The sequence below is a fragment of the Sporosarcina psychrophila genome, assembly GCF_001590685.1.
In the GTDB taxonomy this organism is placed as follows: domain Bacteria; phylum Bacillota; class Bacilli; order Bacillales_A; family Planococcaceae; genus Sporosarcina; species Sporosarcina psychrophila.
This window is the reverse complement of sequence record NZ_CP014616.1, coordinates 3,833,271-3,853,093: the sequence shown is the minus strand read 5'-3', so window position 1 is coordinate 3,853,093 and position 19,823 is coordinate 3,833,271. Positions and strand designations below refer to the sequence as shown.

General features: G+C 37.9%; 14 protein-coding genes. 11 read left to right on the top strand and 3 right to left on the bottom strand.

Translation table 11 applies throughout. The features are described from left to right. Nucleotides 1-13 precede the first annotated feature (13 nt). From AZE41_RS18155 to AZE41_RS18115, 9 genes are all read left to right on the top strand, one after another. Complete coding sequence (locus AZE41_RS18155) at nt 14-1,537, top strand: ABC transporter substrate-binding protein (RefSeq protein WP_067212468.1); 1,524 nt, start codon at nt 14-16, stop codon at nt 1,535-1,537. Between the two features lie 21 nt (nt 1,538-1,558). Beyond that, entirely contained in the window at nt 1,559-2,476 is a 918-nt protein-coding gene (locus tag AZE41_RS18150) for an ABC transporter permease (RefSeq protein WP_067212466.1), read from the top strand. A gap of 13 nt (nt 2,477-2,489) precedes the next feature. After that, on the top strand, nt 2,490-3,341 hold the full coding sequence (locus AZE41_RS18145) for an ABC transporter permease (protein WP_156476088.1): 852 nt from the start codon (nt 2,490-2,492) through the stop codon (nt 3,339-3,341). A gap of 11 nt (nt 3,342-3,352) precedes the next feature. Continuing rightward, nucleotides 3,353-4,603: a threonine synthase gene (gene thrC, locus AZE41_RS18140; protein WP_067212464.1), complete on the top strand. Its 1,251-nt coding sequence runs from the start codon at nt 3,353-3,355 to the stop codon at nt 4,601-4,603. A gap of 16 nt (nt 4,604-4,619) precedes the next feature. After that, nucleotides 4,620-5,777, top strand: a complete 1,158-nt coding sequence (locus AZE41_RS18135; protein WP_067212462.1) for a M20 family metallopeptidase — start codon at nt 4,620-4,622, stop codon at nt 5,775-5,777. Then, a complete protein-coding gene (locus AZE41_RS18130) occupies nt 5,774-6,829 on the top strand; it encodes a serine hydrolase domain-containing protein (RefSeq protein ID WP_067212458.1) in 1,056 nt (351 codons plus the stop codon). The genes AZE41_RS18135 and AZE41_RS18130 overlap by 4 nt, the downstream gene beginning before the upstream one ends. An 11-nt stretch (nt 6,830-6,840) precedes the next feature. Continuing rightward, nucleotides 6,841-7,308: a RidA family protein gene (locus tag AZE41_RS18125; RefSeq protein ID WP_067212455.1), complete on the top strand. Its 468-nt coding sequence runs from the start codon at nt 6,841-6,843 to the stop codon at nt 7,306-7,308. 25 nt (nt 7,309-7,333) lie between these two features. Further along, a complete protein-coding gene (locus tag AZE41_RS18120; RefSeq protein ID WP_067212452.1) occupies nt 7,334-8,515 on the top strand; it encodes an enolase C-terminal domain-like protein in 1,182 nt (393 codons plus the stop codon). Nucleotides 8,516-8,579: 64 nt separating this feature from the next. Continuing rightward, nucleotides 8,580-9,938 (top strand): FAD-binding oxidoreductase, encoded by a 1,359-nt coding sequence (locus AZE41_RS18115; RefSeq protein ID WP_082786698.1) that lies wholly within the window; start codon nt 8,580-8,582, stop codon nt 9,936-9,938. A gap of 615 nt (nt 9,939-10,553) precedes the next feature. Here the strand turns inward: AZE41_RS18115 and AZE41_RS18110 are convergent. From AZE41_RS18110 to AZE41_RS18100, 3 genes are read right to left on the bottom strand one after another with little or no spacing between them, the layout of a single operon-like run. Then, nucleotides 10,554-10,928: a carboxymuconolactone decarboxylase family protein gene (locus AZE41_RS18110; protein ID WP_067212447.1), complete on the bottom strand. Its 375-nt coding sequence runs from the start codon at nt 10,926-10,928 to the stop codon at nt 10,554-10,556. A gap of 1 nt (nt 10,929) precedes the next feature. Continuing rightward, a complete protein-coding gene (locus AZE41_RS18105; RefSeq protein WP_067212444.1) occupies nt 10,930-12,564 on the bottom strand; it encodes a thiamine pyrophosphate-binding protein in 1,635 nt (544 codons plus the stop codon). 23 nt (nt 12,565-12,587) lie between these two features. Further along, nucleotides 12,588-14,804 carry an EAL domain-containing protein gene (locus tag AZE41_RS18100; RefSeq protein WP_067212441.1) on the bottom strand — a complete coding sequence of 739 codons (2,217 nt, stop codon included), beginning with the start codon at nt 14,802-14,804 and terminating at the stop codon, nt 12,588-12,590. 1,002 nt (nt 14,805-15,806) lie between these two features. On the opposite strand from AZE41_RS18100, the gene AZE41_RS18095 reads away from it, so the two are divergent. Both AZE41_RS18095 and AZE41_RS18090 read left to right on the top strand, forming a co-directional pair. Beyond that, entirely contained in the window at nt 15,807-17,063 is a 1,257-nt protein-coding gene (locus AZE41_RS18095) for an S-layer homology domain-containing protein (RefSeq protein ID WP_067212438.1), read from the top strand. Between the two features lie 213 nt (nt 17,064-17,276). After that, complete coding sequence (locus AZE41_RS18090; protein WP_067212435.1) at nt 17,277-19,814, top strand: EAL domain-containing protein; 2,538 nt, start codon at nt 17,277-17,279, stop codon at nt 19,812-19,814. The last annotated feature ends 9 nt before the right edge of the window (nt 19,815-19,823 follow it).

Here is a 19,823-nt window from a genome sequence, read left to right as displayed (position 1 = left end):
AGGAGTGTTGTTTATGTTGAAAAAGTCTTTTCTGTTTATTATCTTGATGGTACTTACTATATTAGGTGCTTGTGGATTGGAAGAAACGGGCCAAACTACAGAAACTAGCAAAGAGAAAGATACAACATTAATTGTTGCTCAGCAATCTGATACTAGTACCTTGGATCCTCAAAAACAGGGGAAAATGCCAGACATGAATATTCTTATTAATATGTTTGATACGCTTATTACAACGGATTCAGATCAACAACTAGCACCTTCTCTAGCCGAATCTTGGGAAGTGGTAGATGAGGATACATGGGAATTTAAATTAAGAGAAGACGTCATTTTTCATAATGGTGAAAAATTTAATGCTGAAACTGTGAAGTTTAGTATTGAACGTTTACTAGATCCTGCTACGCAGTCACCAATTGTAGAACTAAGTAATGTGGAATCAGTTGAAGTTATTGATGAGTATATTGTTCAGTTACATACAGCAGGATCGGATCCGATATTACCTAATAAGCTTACTTTATTTGGAGGTGTAATCGTTCCGAAAGAATATATTGAAGAAAATGGAGAAGAACATTTTGCTGAACAACCAATTGGGACAGGACCATTTAAGTTTGTATCTTGGAAAAGGGATAACGAAGTAGTAATGGAGTCGTTTGAAGATTATTGGCAAGGTGCTTCAGCAATAAAAACACTGAAGTTTAGAGCAATCCCAGATGAAGCTAACTTGGCAGCTGCTCTTCGAGCAGGTGAAATTGATATCGCGACGGGCATTACACCAGATATTATGAAACAGTTAGAGGGTAACACTGAAATTAACGTGAAATCAGAACAGGGCATACGAACATTCTTTATTAGCCTTGATACAAAAGATCCAGAAAGCCCGTTGCATAAAAAAGAAGTACGTCAAGCACTGAACTATGCTGTCGACGTTGATCTGATGATCGATTCTGTGCTAGATGGTCAAGCAAAAAGAGTAACTACATTAATTCCAGAAGAGAACTTTGGTTATGATGAATCAATTACTCCTTATGAGTATAATCCAGAAAAAGCTAGAGAATTGTTAAATGAAGCTGGCTATCCTGATGGATTCGATATCACTTTTGATGCCAATAACTTGGATAGTAATAATGTACAAGTAATTACAGCACAGCTTAAAAAAATAGGTGTCAATGTTGAGGCTAACCTAATGGATGGCCAAACCTTCATTTCAAATATACGAGCTGAGAAAGCATCCCCAATGTATTATCAAGGAAATACTGGATGGACACTTGATGCAATGAGTAACTTCCAATCCTATATTAAAAGTGATCGACGATATAACCGTTGGGAAGATGACAAAGTGGACAAATTAATTGATATCGAGGAGCAGTCTTTGGATTCTAAAGTTCGACAAGAAGCTTTCACGGAATTACAAGAAATCATTAAAGAGGAAGCACCTTTCATATTTTTATATCAAATTAATAATCTTTATGGAATTCAGGAAGGCGTAAATTGGCAACCTAACTCTATTGGGATTTTAAGAATGTACGGAGCTAGTAAATAATCTGTTGTCGGAGGTGTAAGGGTGTTAACCTATATAATTCGTCGTTTACTATATGCTGTATTTGTATTATTTGGTGTAGCGACTGTCGTTTTCTTTATAGCCAGAATGACTGGTGACCCTGTATCTATCATGCTTCCGCCAGATGCAACGATTGAACAAGAACAAGGTTTAAGAGCTTCGCTCGGTTTAGACTTGCCATTAATACAACAATATTTAATATTTCTAGGTAACTTATTGAAGTTGGATTTTGGGATGTCTTTGAGATATGACCTTCCTGCTCTAAAACTTATCTTAGAAAGAATGCCTGCAACTATTCAACTAGGAGGGGCAGCTATGATCTTCTCATTAGTCATAGCTATTCCAGCTGGCATTATTACTGCAGTAAAAAAAGGTAAGTTTTCAGAAAAAGTTGTTATGTCCACAGTGATACTCCTTCAATCTATCCCCGTTTTTTGGGTGGGATTATTACTCGTCTTGGTATTTTCAATAACACTTAAAATATTACCAACTGGGGGAGTGGGGGGGCCTTTATTTATTATCCTGCCAGCCATCGCTTTAGGGACGCATCTCTTGGCCCTTGTCACCAGGTTGCTTAGATCTTCATTGGGAGAGGCGTTAGATTCAGATTATGTTCGAACAGCTAAAGCGAAAGGGCTTCTTCCGAAAATGGTTGTTGGGAAACATGCTTTAAGAAATAGTTTATTACCAGTAGTTACTATTATCGGACTAGAGGTTGGGGCATTATTAGGTGGTTCAGTTGTAACAGAGACTGTCTTTGCATGGCCAGGAGTAGGACAGCTATTAATTCAGTCAATTTATAATAGAGACTTTCCCCTTGTTCAAGCCATTATTATTATTTTGGCTGGAATCTTTGTTCTTGTTAATTTAATTGTAGATATACTTTACGTTATTATAGATCCGCGTATTAAATATAATTAGGGGGGGCTGATATATGTTATCAAACAATAAAAAACAAAGGTACAAGCTTATGTTCATGAACGTTCCATTTATAACTTTGTTGGTTTTCGTTCTTATAGCTATATTCGCTCCTATTATTGCGCCTTTCGATCCGAACGAACAAAACTTGTTAATGCGCTTTTTACCACCTCTTTGGTTGGAAGGAGCTGAATCAGGCTATTTACTGGGGACTGATCATTTAGGAAGAGATTTGCTAAGTAGAATCCTAATCGGAAGTCAAGTTTCTATTGTTGTTGGACTTTGTGCAATGTTTATATCAGGCGTTCTAGGGACAATCGTTGGACTTTTCGCGGGTTTCTATAAGTTTGTGGATCAGGTATTTATGAGAATTGCAGATATCCAATTAGCATTTCCAACTATTTTATTAGCACTTGCGATTATCGCTGTAGTTGGCGGAAGTCTTCAAAATTTAATTATTATATTAGGAGTTACAGGTTGGGTACCGTATGCAAGGGTAGTTCGTTCAGAGGTTTTTAGTCTAAGAACACATGATTTTGTTATAGCCGCGCAAACAATTGGGGTGAAAGATGGCAGACTCCTATTCAGACATATACTACCTAATATTTTAGCTCCTGTTATAACAATTGCAACATTTCAAGTGGCGGCGGCTATCATAGCTGAGTCATCTCTTAGCTTTTTAGGGCTAGGTGTCCCAGTGGATACACCTAGCTGGGGGAACATACTTAGTGAGGGGCAATTATATATGGAATCATCTTGGTGGATTTCAGTCTTTCCTGGTATATCAATTGTATTGGTTGTTCTTGCTATCAATTTATTAGGAGATAGATGGAGAGACATATTTAACCCGAAATCAGGACTCAATTGAGGGGGGAGAGAATGAGCTGGTCTTACGCGACACATTATAAATGTGATGATTGTAAAATTGAACTATCAATGGGAAATCGGGCAGTTACAACTTGCCCAGATTGTGGTGGTCTATTAGAAGTCCAATATAATTTTGAGGAACTCAAGAAAAAATCTACACCTTCAGATTTTAAAAATAGGGACCGAAGTATATGGAGATGGCATGAATTCTTACCACTAAAAAGTAAGGAGAATATTGTCTCGATGGGAGAGGGTGACACACCGCTTTTACCTTCTATATATATAGGTGGAAAACTAGGTTTAGAGAAGCTATATTTTAAGAATGATACGCTTATGCCAACAGGTAGTTTTAAAGATAGAGGGTTCAGTTTGGCAATTAGTTATGCAAAAGAAATTGGTATAACCGAAGGCATGACGTATAGTTCTGGAAATGCAGGAATGTCATTTTCAGCCTATGCACAAAGGGCAAATATGAAAACATTAACTCTTGTAGAATATTTAGCAAATCCCTTGAAGCAATCATTGATAACTCTTAGTGGTGGGAAAACAGCTATTCTACATTATAAGAGCATGAATGAAATTACGCAATTACTTGAGGAAGCTTCTCGGGAATTAAATATATATCAATTTGTGAATTTCATTAACCCAATTCGCCATGAAGCTATGAAAACATATGCTTATGAAATTAGTGAAGCATTAGGATGGGAAAGTCCTGATTATATGATTCATCCAGTAGGAACAGGTGGAGGCTTATGGGGGGCATGGAAGGGCTTTAAGGAACTTTATGAATTACAATGGATTTCTAAATTGCCAAAAATGGTTGCTGTTCAACCAAGTGCAACAGGCCCACATGTAAAAGCATTTAATCAAGGAAAGAAAGTGGCAGTTCGAGTAGGTGATCCGACAAAAACAATTGCACAAAGTATTTCTGCAGATGCTCCAATCCAAGATGGAAAGAGAGTATTGAACGCATTGTATGAGTCAAATGGATATGCTGAAGAAGTAACAGACGAGGAAATTATTGGGGCTATGAAAGACCTTGGTAGAGAAGGGATCGTTGCTGATCCAGCCTCAGCAGCAAGTGTTGCTGGATTGAAACGGTTGGTACAAAGAGGTTTAATTGATTCTAAGTCTACAATTGTATGTGTAATAACAGGGGGCGGTCTTAAACAGCCTAAGTTAATAGAAAGTCTTGGGAATGAAGACCATGTTCACATTAACCCTGATCTTTCGGAACTATCTAAGTTAATCAAAGGTTTATAAAGATTAAAGGAAGGTAGTGTTAGTTGAAGTGGGAAAGAGAAACGTAGTAGAAGCATTGAAGGATTGTATATCTCTCCAAAGCCAAAACCCACCTGGAAATGTTGAACAAGTTGTACGATGGCTCGAAAAATGGGCAGAGAGTTTTGGAGCTGAAGTGAAGAGACAAGAAGTAGAACTATTAAAAAATAATCTACTAATTTCAATGAATTTTGGTTCAGGGCCTACTCTAGTTTTTAATACGCATATGGATGTTAATAATCCACTAGGACAAGAGTGGACGACAGATCCATTTGTAGCGGAAATTGTAGGTACGCGGCTATATGGGGTAGGTGCCTGTGATGCTAAGGGAAGTCTTGTAAGTATGATGTGTGCTTTGGAAAGTCTTGCATTAAATCCAGCAGGTTTACGAGGAACAATCATGTTAACGGCAGTTATGGGTGAGGAATCTGGAGGAGTGGGTTCTTTACATCTGGTCAGCAAAGGTTTAGAGGCTGATGGCGCGATTGTAGGAGAACCAACAAATTTACATATAGCGGTTGCACATAAAGGGACTTATATGAAACGAATTCGTATAAAAGGAAAAAGTGCACATTCGGCACAGTCGGAAAAAGGTATCAATGCAATAACTCATGCGGCTCATTTTATACTTAAAATCGAACAATTAAATCAGAAATTATTAAAAGAAGCCCATCCATTTCTAGGTTCCGCAAGTATTTCTGTAACTATCATCGATGGAGGGACTCAACAAAATACAATTCCAGGTCAATGTGATATTGTTATCGATCGTAGGCTATTACCAGGCGAAACTCATGAAAAAGCAGATAAAGAGATGGATGATATTTTAAAAGAGTTACACCATGAAATAGGTCAATTTGAAATTGAATTTATTCAACCAATTGTAGCGACAATACCTTCAGAGACTTCAGTAGGTGAGAAAATCGTAGAAAAAGCTATAGAAACTATTAAAGGTATTGTGCCTGATAAACAATATCCAATTGGCTTTCGGGCGGGTTGTGATATGAGTAAACTCGTTACGGTGGCAAAGATACCAACGATTATTTTGGGACCTGGAAGTTTGGCACAAGCACATGTTGCTGATGAATTCGTAGAAATTAATGAATTGTACGTAGCTGAAAAACTGTATGAAGATATAGCAAGGAATTTTTTATCATGACAAGTATGTTAACTGGATTTTTGAGCGAATGTATAGATAATAAAGATTTTTCCTGTGCTTCATATGTTATTGGTAATTCAAATGGTGTAATAGAAAGCAATAGTCTAGGTCATTTATATTGGGGAGGCCCTAAAGTGGAAGATGATAGTCTTTATGATCTTGCTTCTGTTACAAAGCCTATTGCGGTTTTACCACTTATGTGTGCATTAGAAGAGGGGAAAATTTGTTTAGAGGATACTGTCGACTTATTTTTAGAAGAGTATAGGAATACAGACAAAGCTAAGATCACACTTCGTCAGTTATTGACTCATACAAGTGGACTCCCAGGTCAACAACCCAATTTCCAAGTTTGTAAAACAGCGAATGAAATGAAGAAAAGTGTAAGAGAACTACATTTTGCTAACAAACCAGATACAAAAGTGGAATACTCTTCACAGGGATTTATGATACTTGGAGATATTATTGAAGCAATTGAAAAAAAAACGCTAGATTTAGTATTGAAAGAAAAAGTTTTCAATCCATTAAATATGGACCATACTTTTTTTAATCCAGTTCCTTCTATTATAAGTAAGTGCGTCGCAACGGAAGATTGTATATGGAGAGGGAAAATAGTCCGCGGACAAGTTCATGATGAAAATTCAGTCGTATTGGGTGGTGTAACTGGTCATGCAGGCCTTTTCAGTACCCTAGCAGACTTATCAAAACTTTGCCAAGCAATGTTACAAGCACATAAAAGAGATTTCTCTTGTTTTCTAAAATCAAGCACGGTAAATTTAATGAGTAAAAATCATACAAAACATTTAAATCTCGCAAGAGGGCTAGGGTGGCAAGGTAAGGATAAGCATAACTCTCCAATTGGTGATTATTTTAGTCCGCAATCTTACGGTCATACAGGATTTACGGGGACAAGCATATGGATAGATCCCGAAACCGATGGCTTTGCTATTCTATTAACAAATCGTGTTCATCCCACTAGGAAAAACGACTCAATAATTCGTAACAGAAAAGTGTTTCATAATTTATCATATTTACAAATAAAAAGTAATGAATGAGGAGGTAAAATATGAATTTAGTGGATCAAAGACTTAAGGAACTAGGTATCACTTTGCCTGAACCCTACGCACCAGTCGCTTCATATACATCGGCTATGACGGTAAATGACATGGTTTACACGTCAGGAAATGACTGTAGGGTTAATGGGACGTTGATGTACACGGGGAAATTAGGTAAAGAACTCACAATTGAGCAAGGAAAAATGGCTGCCAGGCAAACCATGATAAATTTACTAAGTACATTAAAGCAGCATATTGGAAGTTTGGATCGAGTAGAACAAGTTGTAAAATTGCTTGGCTTTATAAGAAGTGAAGAAGGATTTAAAGATCAACCTTATGTCCTAGATGGTGCTTCCGATTTACTAGGACAAATATTTGGAAGTGCGGGTGTCCATGCTCGTTCCGCAATAGGGACATCAGAACTTCCATTTGGTACTCCAGTGGAAATAGAAATGATTGTGAAAATTAAAGCAGAATAGCAGAGTTTTAAGGGGGTTACATTGCATGATTACTATTAAAGATATTCGGACCATTGTCACTGCTCCTGATGGTGTAAATTTGATTGTTGTTAAGGTATTTACTTCAGAGCCCGGATTATATGGTTTAGGGTGTGCTACATTTACCCAGCGCCACGTTGCTGTTGTATCTATTCTAGATAATTATTTAAAGCCATTCCTATTAGGTAAAGATGTAACACAAATCGAGGATATTTGGAATACTGCCTTGGTCTGTGGTTATTGGAGAAATGGACCTGAGTTTAATAACGCATTATCTGGAATTGATATGGCCCTCTGGGATATTAAAGGTAAGATTGCAAATATGCCTTTGTACCAGCTGTTAGGTGGTAAATGCCGAAATGGTGTACCCTTATATCGTCACGCTGAAGGAAGTAATCATGAGAAATTAAAAGAAAAGGTTACAGAGTTGTTGGAAGAGGGATATCAACATATTAGATGTAAAATGAGCAGTTCAAATGTAGATTCTATAGACCCGCGTAGTTGTAATAGTGTTTTTAATCCCAAAGGATATATGAGATCCACTATTGATATGTTTGCGTATTTACGTAAAGAATTCGGATGGGAAATTGAATTCATTCATGACGTGCATGAAAGATTAGCTCCTATTGATGCGGTTGGATTTACAAAGAAGTTAGAACAGTATGACCTATATTTCTTAGAAGATGTACTTCCACCAGAGCAAAAAGACTGGCTAAAACAAATTAGACAGAATACCACGACCCCTATTGCGATGGGTGAGTTGTTTAATAATCCAAACGAATGGATACCGCTGATTACTCAAAGATTTATAGATTTTATCCGTGTTCATGTAAGTCAAATAGGAGGGGTGACTCCAGCCAAAAAAGTAATTTCAATGTGTGAAGCGTTTGGTATAAGAACAGCACTACACGGCCCCCTAGACTTATCACCAGTAGGACACGCAGCTAATATTCACTTAGACATTAGTTGCATAAATTTCGGTATTCAAGAATGGCAATATGTAAGTGATTCTATGTACGAAATCTTCCCTGGCTGTCCCGAAGTTGAAAATGGATGTGCTTATCCTAATGATAAACCAGGGCTTGGTATTGAAATCAATGAAAAATTAGCCGTGAAATATCCACCTTCAACAAAAACTCCAGCATGGACTTTGACAAGATTACAAGATGGTACTGCTATTCGTCCTTGAGAATCCATAATGAACGAAAAGAAGAACTCAAAATAAAACTCATTATATAAAGGGGATTGAACAGGTGAATCTTATTAATGAATTAAAAAAAGTTCTGACATCTGACCGTGTGACAAATAATCAAACCGTATTAGAACAACATGGTAGAGACGAATCATATCATACACCTCATTTGCCAGATGTTGTCGTGTTTCCAGAAAGTACAGAAGAAGTTAGTCTGATTATGAAACTGGCAAACAAATATAAAGTAGCAGTTGTTCCATTTGGAGTAGGTACAAGTTTGGAAGGAAATATAATTCCGTACAACAATGGAATCATGATTGACTTTTCACTTATGAATCATATTTTAGAAGTCAGAGAAAATGACTTATTGGTGAAGGTACAACCTGGCGTCACCCGTATGCAGCTGAATAAAGAATTAAAAAAATATGGTTTATTCTTTTCTGTTGACCCTGGAGCAGACGCAACCCTCGGTGGTATGGCTGCGACAAACGCAAGTGGAACAACCTCGGTTAAGTACGGGGTTATGCGTGATCAAGTTCGTGATTTAGAAGTGGTTCTTGCAGACGGCAAGATTATACATACAGGTAATTTAGCTGCAAAATCATCTTCCGGTTACCATTTAAACGGAATATTTGTAGGGTCTGAAGGGACCTTGGGCTGTTTCACTGAGCTAACATTAAATGTTTATGGTATTCCTGAACATACAGTTGCAGCTAGAGCATCATTTACACTTGTTGATGATGCAGTTGAAGCTGTTATTGCTATTTTACAAGCAGGGGTTCCTGTAGCAAGAATTGAACTAATCGATGAGCATTCGATGAAGCAAATTAATCATTATAGTAATACGATTTACAAAGAAGTACCAACTTTGTTTTTAGAATTCCACGGAAATAAAGCGGGCCTGGAACAAGATATTATCTTTACACAAGAAATTTTGCAAGATAAAAATTGCCGAGAAATATTATTTGAAGAAGAAACGGCAAAAAAGAATCTTTTATGGGAAGCCCGTCACAATGCAGCATATGCCTATACTCATGGACACCCAGGAAAAAAACAAATGATTACTGATGTTTGCCTTCCTATATCTGAGCTTGTAGGTGCAATAAAAGACGCAAGGGAGGCTGTTGAGGAATCAGGACTGGCTGCTGGGATTGTAGGACATGTTGGTGACGGTAATTATCATGTACTTTTAATGATGGACTTAAATAACCCAGAAGAAATTTCAAAAGCGAATAAAGTTAATGAGCGTATTGTTCATTATGCACTTGCTAAGGGCGGTACATGCTCTGGTGAACATGGAGTAGGAATCGGAAAGAAAAAGTATCAAAGATTAGAACATGGAAATGCATTTGAAGTCATGCAAAAGATTAAAAAAGCACTAGACCCTAATAATATTCTAAATCCGAATAAAATATTATAAAACATATAACTATTTGTGTTAGGTTTCTATGAGTGAGAAAATACGAAATATACACCTGGGTTTTATAATAATAAAATACAAATTAGGTTAATATATGACCGTATGATTATTTTTATTTAGTTACATGAATTGTTCGTCTTATTTGATGCACAGGCACTAAATTTCAAATAGAAAAAATGGAGAGGCGATTATTCATTAAAAAATAATTGCCTTTCCCTTATAAGCTTTGACAGTATCAGAGTGTATTTATTTGTATGTTAACCATTCGCGAAACGGATTATTCTGTCAATAATAAACTTAAAGCTATATGTTGAAGTAAAGATTCCCTTCAATGATCATTGTAGATTCGTTGGGGGAGTGTCCAACGAATCTATGGAAGTGTCCAACAAAGCGCGGAAAGTGTGCAATGAATCCCAAGAAGTCTACAACTAATCCATGAAAGTGTCCAACCAAAGGGGAAGCCTCCAACGAAACAATGGAAGTGTCCAACCAACCCCACTAAAATAGAAAAGACCAAACATATTTACAAATGTCTGGTCTTTTCCATGTTTATTTAAATGTGTGAACTATATGCCTTCATATCAAGCCTATCAAACCTTCAGTCTCCAACAATCCCTACTCATTCTTAGCGAAAATCTCTCCAGCGATTCCCATTGCTTGAACGGCTTTAGGGAAACCGACATATCCGGCACACTGGATGATGATTTCGATAATTTCATCTTTTGTGAGGCCGACGTTTAAGGCTGCCTGCAGGTGAACTTTAAATTGCTCAAAAGCTCCCTGTGTGATGAGCGAAGTGAGTGTTATGAATTCCCGTTCTTTAAGGGAAAGACCTTCTCTAGTGTAAAGATCACCAAAGCCGAAGGACACGATCATCTCCCAAAAGTCAGGTGAGATTTTCTTTATGCCTTCCATGCCCGTCCGTACTTCTTGCGAGAATAATTCCTCCATTGCATTTAAACCGTACTCATACCGCTTGTTATTTTCCATATTATTGCCTCCCCATTGTTGGTGGAATTTCATTTTCAAGAACTAATGCTTCAATTACGATCGGTTTGTTGGTTTCTTTAATCATATGTAACGCTTCTTTTATAGCTTCGGTTAGATCATAAGGGGTATGGCATGTAGTTGCTGTTAATCCCATTGATTCGGCAAATTTAGCTACGTCGAGTGGAGTTTCATAAATACCACCGATGGACGTGCCAATCATTTTTTGCATTCCTTTTTCCACCATGTCTAATCGTCCATTATTCAAAACGATGAACAGGACAGGGGAGTTATAGTTGTACGCTGTCGAAAGTTCCGTACCGTGCATGAACATACATCCGTCACCAACTAAACAAATAATTGTTTTTTCGGGGGCTGCTAGTTTTGCACCGATGGAATAGCCGATTCCGTTACCCATCGCACCGAATATATCATCAAAGAAGAAAGTTCCTGGTTTGTAAATATCAAAGTATTTAATGCCGTAGAATGAATGGCTCCCATCATCTCCAAAAATAATCGCGTCATCTGGAAGCGTATTTCGCATCGCCCGTAATACTTGGACTGCAGACATTCGCTCTCCTGGCTGATTATCCTGAAGTGGGCTCACTTCGATTGCTGATAAAAAGGCTTCGCTGTTTGTTTCCGGTATATCCTTTAAAATCGCTGTTAGATTAGATTTAATGTCGCCAAGCACGGGAGTAGTTGGTACTTGAATTGATTTCCCGATAAAGGTTGGGTCATAATCAAAGTGGATGATATGCTCTGGATACATCGATTCGGATAAGCCAGCGATCGACATGTCACTTAATCTTGATCCGATGATAATAAGTAGGTCAACCTGCTCATTAAAGTATTCTGCTGCTTCCACGGTACCGCCCAATCCGAATGCTCCTAAAGAGAGCTTATGATTGGATGGAAATGTACCTTTTCCACCTGGTGTGGTGATGACAGGAATGTTCCAATGCTCAGCAAGACGCTGCACTTCTTCGTAGGCCTTGCTGGAATGAACGCCTTTTCCCAGAAATAGGAGGGGACGCTTGGCCGCATGTAGTTTTTCGATTACATCACAGGTATTGGGTGAAATCATTTCATGGGACACTGGAAATTCTAATTGAAATGGTTCGATCTCTTGTAGTAAAATATCAAACGGAATAGACAGATGCACAGGTCCTTTTACACCTGATAACGCTTTTTCAAGGGCATGCTGCAGGAACGGCTGTAGCATATCACCGCGCTCTACCCGTGCACTGAATTTAGTGACAGATTTGAACATATCCACAAGATCGGTACCGAATATGCTGGAGTCCTGACCCATTGCTTTTCCAGTATCTTTCAGTGAAGGGTGCCCTGTGATAATTAATAAGGGAAGATTGGAGGCTTTCGCCTGACCGGCGGCTGTCAGTAGGTTGGTCCCACCAGGCCCAGACGTACCAACTGCGACCCCGATTTTCTGATTCATTAAGGCATAGCCGGAAGCTTCAAACCCAGCAGCTGCTTCGTGTTTACTTAATACAAATTCCAGATCATGTGTCAATATCTCGAATAATATAGGGGATATTGCCTTTCCCGGAATGCCGAAAATATGATTAATACCCCAATATTTGAAATTCGCTACTAATACGGATGCAGTCGTTGTCATGCTGTTTGCTCCCCCTATTATCCTTATCGTACTAAATAAATTTCCTCGATTTCCTCAATTGGAAGTGGCTTGCTGAAGAAATAGCCTTGCGTTATATCACACTGGTGATTTGTCAGGAAGTCGAGTTGTTCCTTCGTTTCAACACCTTCTGCAATCACTTCTTTATGAAGGTTGTGTGCTAATGTGATAATTGCGTTTACAATAATGGCGTCATTCGGATCGTTCATTAATTCACTAATGAAGGATTTGTCGATCTTAATATAATCAATCGGGAAGTTTTTAAGATAGTTCAGCGAGCTATAACCAGTCCCGAAATCATCAATACTGATGCCGATGCCGAGCGATTTCAGCTTATTCAATACGAGAATAGAGTATTCGTACTCCATCGCCATATATTCGGTGATCTCGACTACGAAATAGTGCGGGTCGAGTGCTGTACGTTCCAGAACTTCCTCCACAAATGTAATGAGATTTCTAGTAAGAAATTGCTGTGTAGATAGGTTAACTGCAACTTTTACAGGTACCATTCCAGCATCCTGCCATTTTTTGTTTTGGGAACATGCCTCATTGATGACCCACTCTCCAATTTGGGTGATCAATCCATTTTCTTCAGCCAGTTTGATAAATTTACCTGGAGGGAGCAGACCTAACCTTGGATGCTGCCAGCGAATTAATGCTTCAAACCCAATCAATTTACCGGTCTGGTTATGAATTTGCGGCTGATAATGAAGTACAAATTCATTATTATCAAGTGCTTTCCTTAAATCGATCTCTAGACTATATTCGTCCATCATATCTTCTAGTAATTCGGAGGTATGAACGACATAACGATTTTTACCCCGTGATTTTGCCTGATACATCGCATTATCTGCGTATACCATGAACCTTTCCATTGAAACAGGATAGGCGGGATAAATCGCAACTCCGATACTCGCTGTCGTATGCAAATCTTTCTTGCCGACTTGAAAAGGTTCATGAAACAGATTGAGTATCTCTTCGGCCTTTTTCGTCGGATAATCAGGACTACTAAAATCTGTAAGCAGGAAGATAAATTCATCACCACCCATTCGGGCAAGTACATCCTGTTCCCCAAGACAACCAGATAAACGCTCGCTTACCTTGATAATGAGTTCATCCCCATATGAATGACCAAAGTTATCGTTAATGACTTTAAAGCGGTCCAGATCCATGTACAAAAGAGCCATCGTCCGATTTTGGCCTGCTTTTAGTCCCTGGATGATGATTGCTAGTTCCTTATTAATATATCGTCTGTTTGGTAGATTTGTTAAATCATCATGATATGCTAAGTAGTTATATTTTTCCTGCAGTCGGTAACGGTCTGAAATATCCCTGAACTGGCCAAAGGCACCAATCATTTTATCTTCTTCATAAATGGGCTGGGCATCGAACAGGCAGACAACTAGGTTACCCGCGTTATCTATAAATTTGATTTCTTCGTTTTCGAATATTTTTCCTTGTTCCAGTACTTCTTTAAAATAGTCTCCCGTTATTGACGATTCGCAAATATTTCTTCCTACAACCGATTCTCTGCTGTTATTCGATATTTTTTGGGCAAAATCATTAAACTCAGTAGTGATTCCGAACTCATCTGTAACAACAATCCCATTTCTTGTTCTGCTTAACATGATTTGATTCATAATATTAAGTTTTTTATTTTGTTTTCTTAATAAAAGTTCTCTTTCAATCGAATCAACCGCTTGGGTTAACATCGTAAGAAAAAGTGGGTTTTGAAATGAGATGGGCATCATGATGGACACACTACCAAGTAGGTTATTGTCATCAGTATAGTGAAATGCAGCCCCATAACACGCAATGTTATGAAGAAACGTATGATAATGTTGTTCGCCAATTAGACTGATTGGGTGTTTTTGTTGCAATGAAAGACTGACGACACTCGTGCCTGTATCTTCCTGGGTGAACAGGCTACTTAGTCTGATCCCAAATTGTTCGATGGTAGACTTTATAGTTTCATCTCCTTCAATTTCAAGAAGATAACCGTTTGCATCCGAAACAACAACGAGTATCGGCGTGCCCTTTAAGGAGTTCAGCAGCTTATTCGAGAAAAAACTCACAACTGATAGAATTTCACTATATGATTTTCTTTTCTCGGCAAACTCCACTTCGCTCAAAAAGTTCTTTGGCCTCGATACCTCATTCGGATCCATTCCGGACGCTTTGCACATTCTTTTAGACTCAGTAATATAGTATGGTTCCGTCATATTTAAGTCCCCCTTCCAATATCCTTGTAAGAATTATATATTTCTTTGCCTCAATTAGTAGCTGGATTATTAATGAATAAGTAAAAAAAATCCTTTTCTGCCGAGGTTAAATCAATAAAAATAACCAGTAGAAAGGATTCTTATAATACCAATTTTACCGCAATTTCAGCTTAATATCAATCTGAGTATTGGCATAGCAGCTAGCTATGCCACGCTACTATTAAAATATGCTAAAGTTGTATAAAAATAGAATGTAAATCAGGCGAATTAGCTATTATTTAGTTTTTTATATGCTCATTTAGTCATGGGGATGGTTTGTCTCTTTGTCAAATGGAGGCAGATTTTAAACATGTCTGCGACTATTTAGCCCTTAAAGGTTATAAGTTCATGTCAGCGGTTAGTTGCCTGTTGAAGTAACTGTTGCGGTCTGATCTAACCATCAATAAAGAGTCCGACTAAGCCTAGAAAGTGTCCGACGAATCCCAAGAAGTTTACAACGAATCTATGAAAGTGTCCAACGAACGGGGAAGTCTCCAACGAAACTTCCGAAGTGTTCAACCAATCCTAGAAAATGTCCAACCAATCCCGAGAAGCCTCCAATCAATCTATGAAAGCGTCCAATCAATGGGGAAGTCTCCAACGAAACTCTCGAAGCATCCAACCAAGCCGAGAAAATGTCCAACGAATCCCAAGAAGTTTACAACGAACCCCAAGAAGTTTACAACGAACCCATGAAAGCGTCCAACCAACTCGCGAAAGTTTATTTAAATGTGTTGTTTTTAGTGGTACGGGTAAATACTATATAAAAAGGATATTTTTATCCAGAAAAATGTATGGGAAATAACCAAGTCGTTAAAAGCGGGAGAAATTAATTATGGACAGAGATAAGAAGGTGGAAATAATGAATATTCAGCTTGATAGTTTATAAAGTAATGTTGTTCAAGTAATGATAATTGGGTTATAGCTGCATCGAATTACGAAGCAAAAAGGAGATGGTATTAGATGAAAAAACGTTGGATATGGCAATGGCTTAGCTGCATTGTTGTTGTGGCAGTTGTGTCTCTCAGTGGACAAACAAAAGCTTTATCTCAATCGTTTAAAGATGTCTCACAAAACCACCCTTTTCGAGAAATAATTCAGAACATGCAAGTAAGGGGGCTGATTAATGGCTATCCGGATGGCTCGTTCAGACCAGACGAAACAATTTCACGTCAGCATGTTGCTCATTTATTGGATAAAGCATTAGCGTTAGAAGCGAAGACAGTCGCCGTTATTCGTTACAAGGATGTGCCTACGAATCATCCTTACTCAAATGCGATTTTAAAAGTTTCACAAGCAGGAATTTTCAGCGGAGACGTTAATGGGAACTTTAATCCTAACGCACCAATCACACGGGTACAGATGGCTAAAGTACTGGATCTGGCGTTTGAATTAAATATTAAATCCTTCAGCCATTATCGAGATGTAGGTAAAAATAATTGGGGGTTTCTGCACATACAGGCCCTCAATTCAAATGGGATTACAGTTGGAAATAAGGGCTATTTTAAACCGAATGAGCCCGTGACACGTGCCCATTATGCGGCATTTCTGCACCGTGCGTTAAAAATGCCTAAGGTTCCAATCCCTAATCCGAACCTCCCGCCGACGAAAGAGGAAATACTAAATTTAGTCTATAGATTGCCTGTTACAGTTGAAACTACTATTAATAATTCTAAGTTACAGTCGTCCCCGTTTAGCGCGGTTCGTACGGAACTATTGGAAACTGCAACGCAACCGTTAGTGGACTCAGACTTGAAGAATTACTATGCAAATATGTGTACGTATTGTGATATGGGTCTTTTTCCATCTCTAGCGGATGAAACAGATTACCGATTTGAAATTCTTGAAAACACGCCAAATTTAGTTAGGATTCGTACGGTTTCCTTTGATGCTCCGCTTGAAGACGCTGTTTATTTGGAGTATGGGTTTGAAAAACAATCGGGCAAGTGGAAACTGTCAATATTCGACTGGGATCACGTCGGGGCAGGAAGCTTTGACCTTACCAAAGAGGAAGCGCTTCAAATTGTGAAAAATGAGTATGCTAGCTATGCATCGTCGCCGGTACGAGTGACTTTTCTTAACACCAAGTATGCCGATGTATATGATCCATACACGGACCAGGATTATCGTCGCCTTGTGTACCGAATGCAAGTGGAAACTGAAGAAGGGAGTTTCAATACCTTTTTCTATCCACATAGCGGATTGTTTGATCAAGAATAGACAGTGCATGAAAAGTGTCTCTACGTGACAATTTTCAGAAAATACACTACGCTTGTATAATAATAGAATGAAGATTAGACACTTGGTGAATGTCTGGTCTTTTTTTTGTATTTTTATTCAATAAGTTGATCGGTGAAATGAACAGTCACCAGTTAGACTCTGATACGATTACCGCGGTATTATCTAATCGTTTTTTATAAAGGGGGAGTATAATTGCTAACAAGAATTAATAAAAGGAAAAGATTAATGGCTTATCTGAACGAGGAAAAAAACTCTTATCCGCAAATATTTGAAAATTCTCCTGATATACTTCTCTTCGTTGTTGATCGAAAAGGGGTCATCGTCAGTATACGTGGAGGGAGTGAACTGATAACTGGAACTAAAGTAGAAGAATGCATAGGGGAAAAGTATAGTAACTTTGTTTATGAAGAAGATTTAGAAAGGGTAAAAGGCTACTTCGCCAAAGTTTTAAACGGAGAAGCTCAATATGTAAAATATCGAGTCATTAATGAACATGGTGGAGTCAGTCATATTGATGTAACGCTGACACCTATTCAAATGGAGAATAACGAAGTCTTGGGTCTTTATGGATTAACAAGTAATATTACTGTTGCACAAGAATTGAAGCAGGATATTCAAGAAATGCGAGAAAAACTTCAATCATTAATTCATTATTCTCATGAAATTATTGGCATCCTCGATTCAAAAGGAACAATTGTCTTTGAAAGCCCAGCAATTGAGGCTGTTCTTGGGTATAAAGTGGAGGAGATTACTGGGACAAACTTTTTTGACCTGATACATCCGGATGACCATCAACTGAAGAAGAGTAAATTCAAAGAGATTCTCAATCGGCCTAATACTCCGTTCACAGTAGAGCTGCGATTAAAGCATAAAAATGGAGAATGGCGTGACTTTGAAGTTATCTATACAAATCTACTCCATGCCACAAGTGTGAATGGTGTTATTTGTAACTTACATGACATTTCTGAATTAAAAAAGCAACAGCGCGAAATTCAATATATGGCTTACCATGATTATTTAACTGAGTTACCAAATCGACGAGCATTTGAAAATGGAGTGGATCTTGAAATAAGACTAGCGAATATCGATAAGAGAAAGTTCGCCGTTTTGTTCCTTAATCTAGACGGATTTAAGTTTTTAAATGATTCATTAGGTCATGAGGTCGGTGATCTGTTATTAATTGAAATTGCGAGGAAGTTAAAAAATACACTTAATAAAAATATAAAAATGATGGCGAGAATAAGTGGAGATGAATTCGCAATTTTAACTACAAACCTTCAAGACATTCATTCAATTGAACAAATCGCGAAGGATGCATTGCAAGTTTTTGAACAATCATTTGACATTAAAGGTTATAATCTTTTCATTACGACGAGTATTGGTATTAGTATTTATCCTGAATCGGGAGATGATACTGCTTCACTCATGAAAAATACAGGCTTAGCATTGTACCTTGCAGAAAAAGCGGGAAATAATAATTATCAAATTTATTCACCAACGGCCAATGTCGCTACATATAAGGTTTTTTCTTTAAGAAATGAGCTCAAGCAAGCGTTGCATGACAATCAATTTCTTGTCTATTACCAACCGATTGTTCATACGGGGACGAATCAAATTGTTAGTGTAGAAGCGCTACTTCGTTGGAATCATCCAGTTTGGGGAATTGTTTCACCGGATGAATTTATTCCGCTGGCTGAGGAGTCGGGGTTGATCACTCCAATTGGTGAATGGGTATTGCGGACAGTTTGCAAAAATGTGCGTTTATGGCATAATGCTGGGTACTTTATTCAGGCATCAGTCAATTTGTCACTTGTGCAGTTTTTACAAACAGGTTTAGTCGCTATGATTTCTAGCATCTTACAAGAAAATGAACTTGATCCAAAATGGCTTAACATTGAAATCACGGAAAGTACGATGATGGAGCAGGAAGAAAAAGTATTAGGGAAAATAGAGAAGTTGCGTGGGTTGGGTATACAAATCTCACTTGACGATTTTGGGACAGGCTATGCATCCTTTAAAAGTTTAAGAGACATAAAACCGGATATATTGAAAATAGATAGGAGTTTAATAAAGGACATTCCATCTGATAAGGATAGTGCCGAAATAGTAACCTCAATTATTCAATTAGCACATAGACTCTCAATAGAAGTCGTAGCGGAAGGTGTCGAAACGATAGAACAGCGAGAGTTTGTATCTAATTTACAATGCGATTGGATTCAGGGGTATTTATTTAGCAGATCTGTTTCAGAAGAAAACATTCTAAAGTTATTAGCCGGAAAATCGAATTCTGAAATTGAATCTGTGCCTATAAAAGAAAAAAGAAAATATTTTAGAATTGATTTCCAATATCCGCTTGAAGCATTTATGACGGTGGCAGAATTAAATGGAAAGAAGGTACAATTAGGAAATACAAAAGTGATAGTTGAAAACATAGGACCGGGTGGATTACGTTTCGTATCCAACATTAAACTTCCTACAAGATCGGACATTGTATTGAAGTTTCAAACAACAATAATTGACGAGGAAATGACGCTTTATGGGACAATTGTATTTGATGAGGAACAAGGAAATCTCTACCGATACGGCGTTAAATTCATAGTCGATGAGAAGCAAAGAGACTACTTGATTAAGAATTTCAACCAATTTCAATTGCAGTTGAAAAAGGATCCGCTCTTAATCGGACATTCATTTGTAACAGAAAATGTGGCAACTTACTTCAAGGGGTTATAAGAGCTTTTA

Bases quoted from the DNA above. Each gene is read 5' to 3' on its own strand.
- AZE41_RS18155 (WP_067212468.1), top strand. From the start codon at position 14: ATGTTGAAAAAGTCTTTTCTGTTTATTATCTTGATGGTACTTACTATA.
- AZE41_RS18145 (WP_156476088.1), top strand. From the start codon at position 2,490: ATGTTATCAAACAATAAAAAACAAAGGTACAAGCTTATGTTCATGAAC.
- thrC (WP_067212464.1), top strand. From the start codon at position 3,353: ATGAGCTGGTCTTACGCGACACATTATAAATGTGATGATTGTAAAATT.
- AZE41_RS18130 (WP_067212458.1), top strand. From the start codon at position 5,774: ATGACAAGTATGTTAACTGGATTTTTGAGCGAATGTATAGATAATAAA.
- AZE41_RS18125 (WP_067212455.1), top strand. From the start codon at position 6,841: ATGAATTTAGTGGATCAAAGACTTAAGGAACTAGGTATCACTTTGCCT.
- AZE41_RS18120 (WP_067212452.1), top strand. From the start codon at position 7,334: ATGATTACTATTAAAGATATTCGGACCATTGTCACTGCTCCTGATGGT.
- AZE41_RS18110 (WP_067212447.1), bottom strand. From the start codon at position 10,928: ATGGAAAATAACAAGCGGTATGAGTACGGTTTAAATGCAATGGAGGAA.
- AZE41_RS18105 (WP_067212444.1), bottom strand. From the start codon at position 12,564: ATGACAACGACTGCATCCGTATTAGTAGCGAATTTCAAATATTGGGGT.
- AZE41_RS18100 (WP_067212441.1), bottom strand. From the start codon at position 14,804: ATGACGGAACCATACTATATTACTGAGTCTAAAAGAATGTGCAAAGCG.
- AZE41_RS18095 (WP_067212438.1), top strand. From the start codon at position 15,807: ATGAAAAAACGTTGGATATGGCAATGGCTTAGCTGCATTGTTGTTGTG.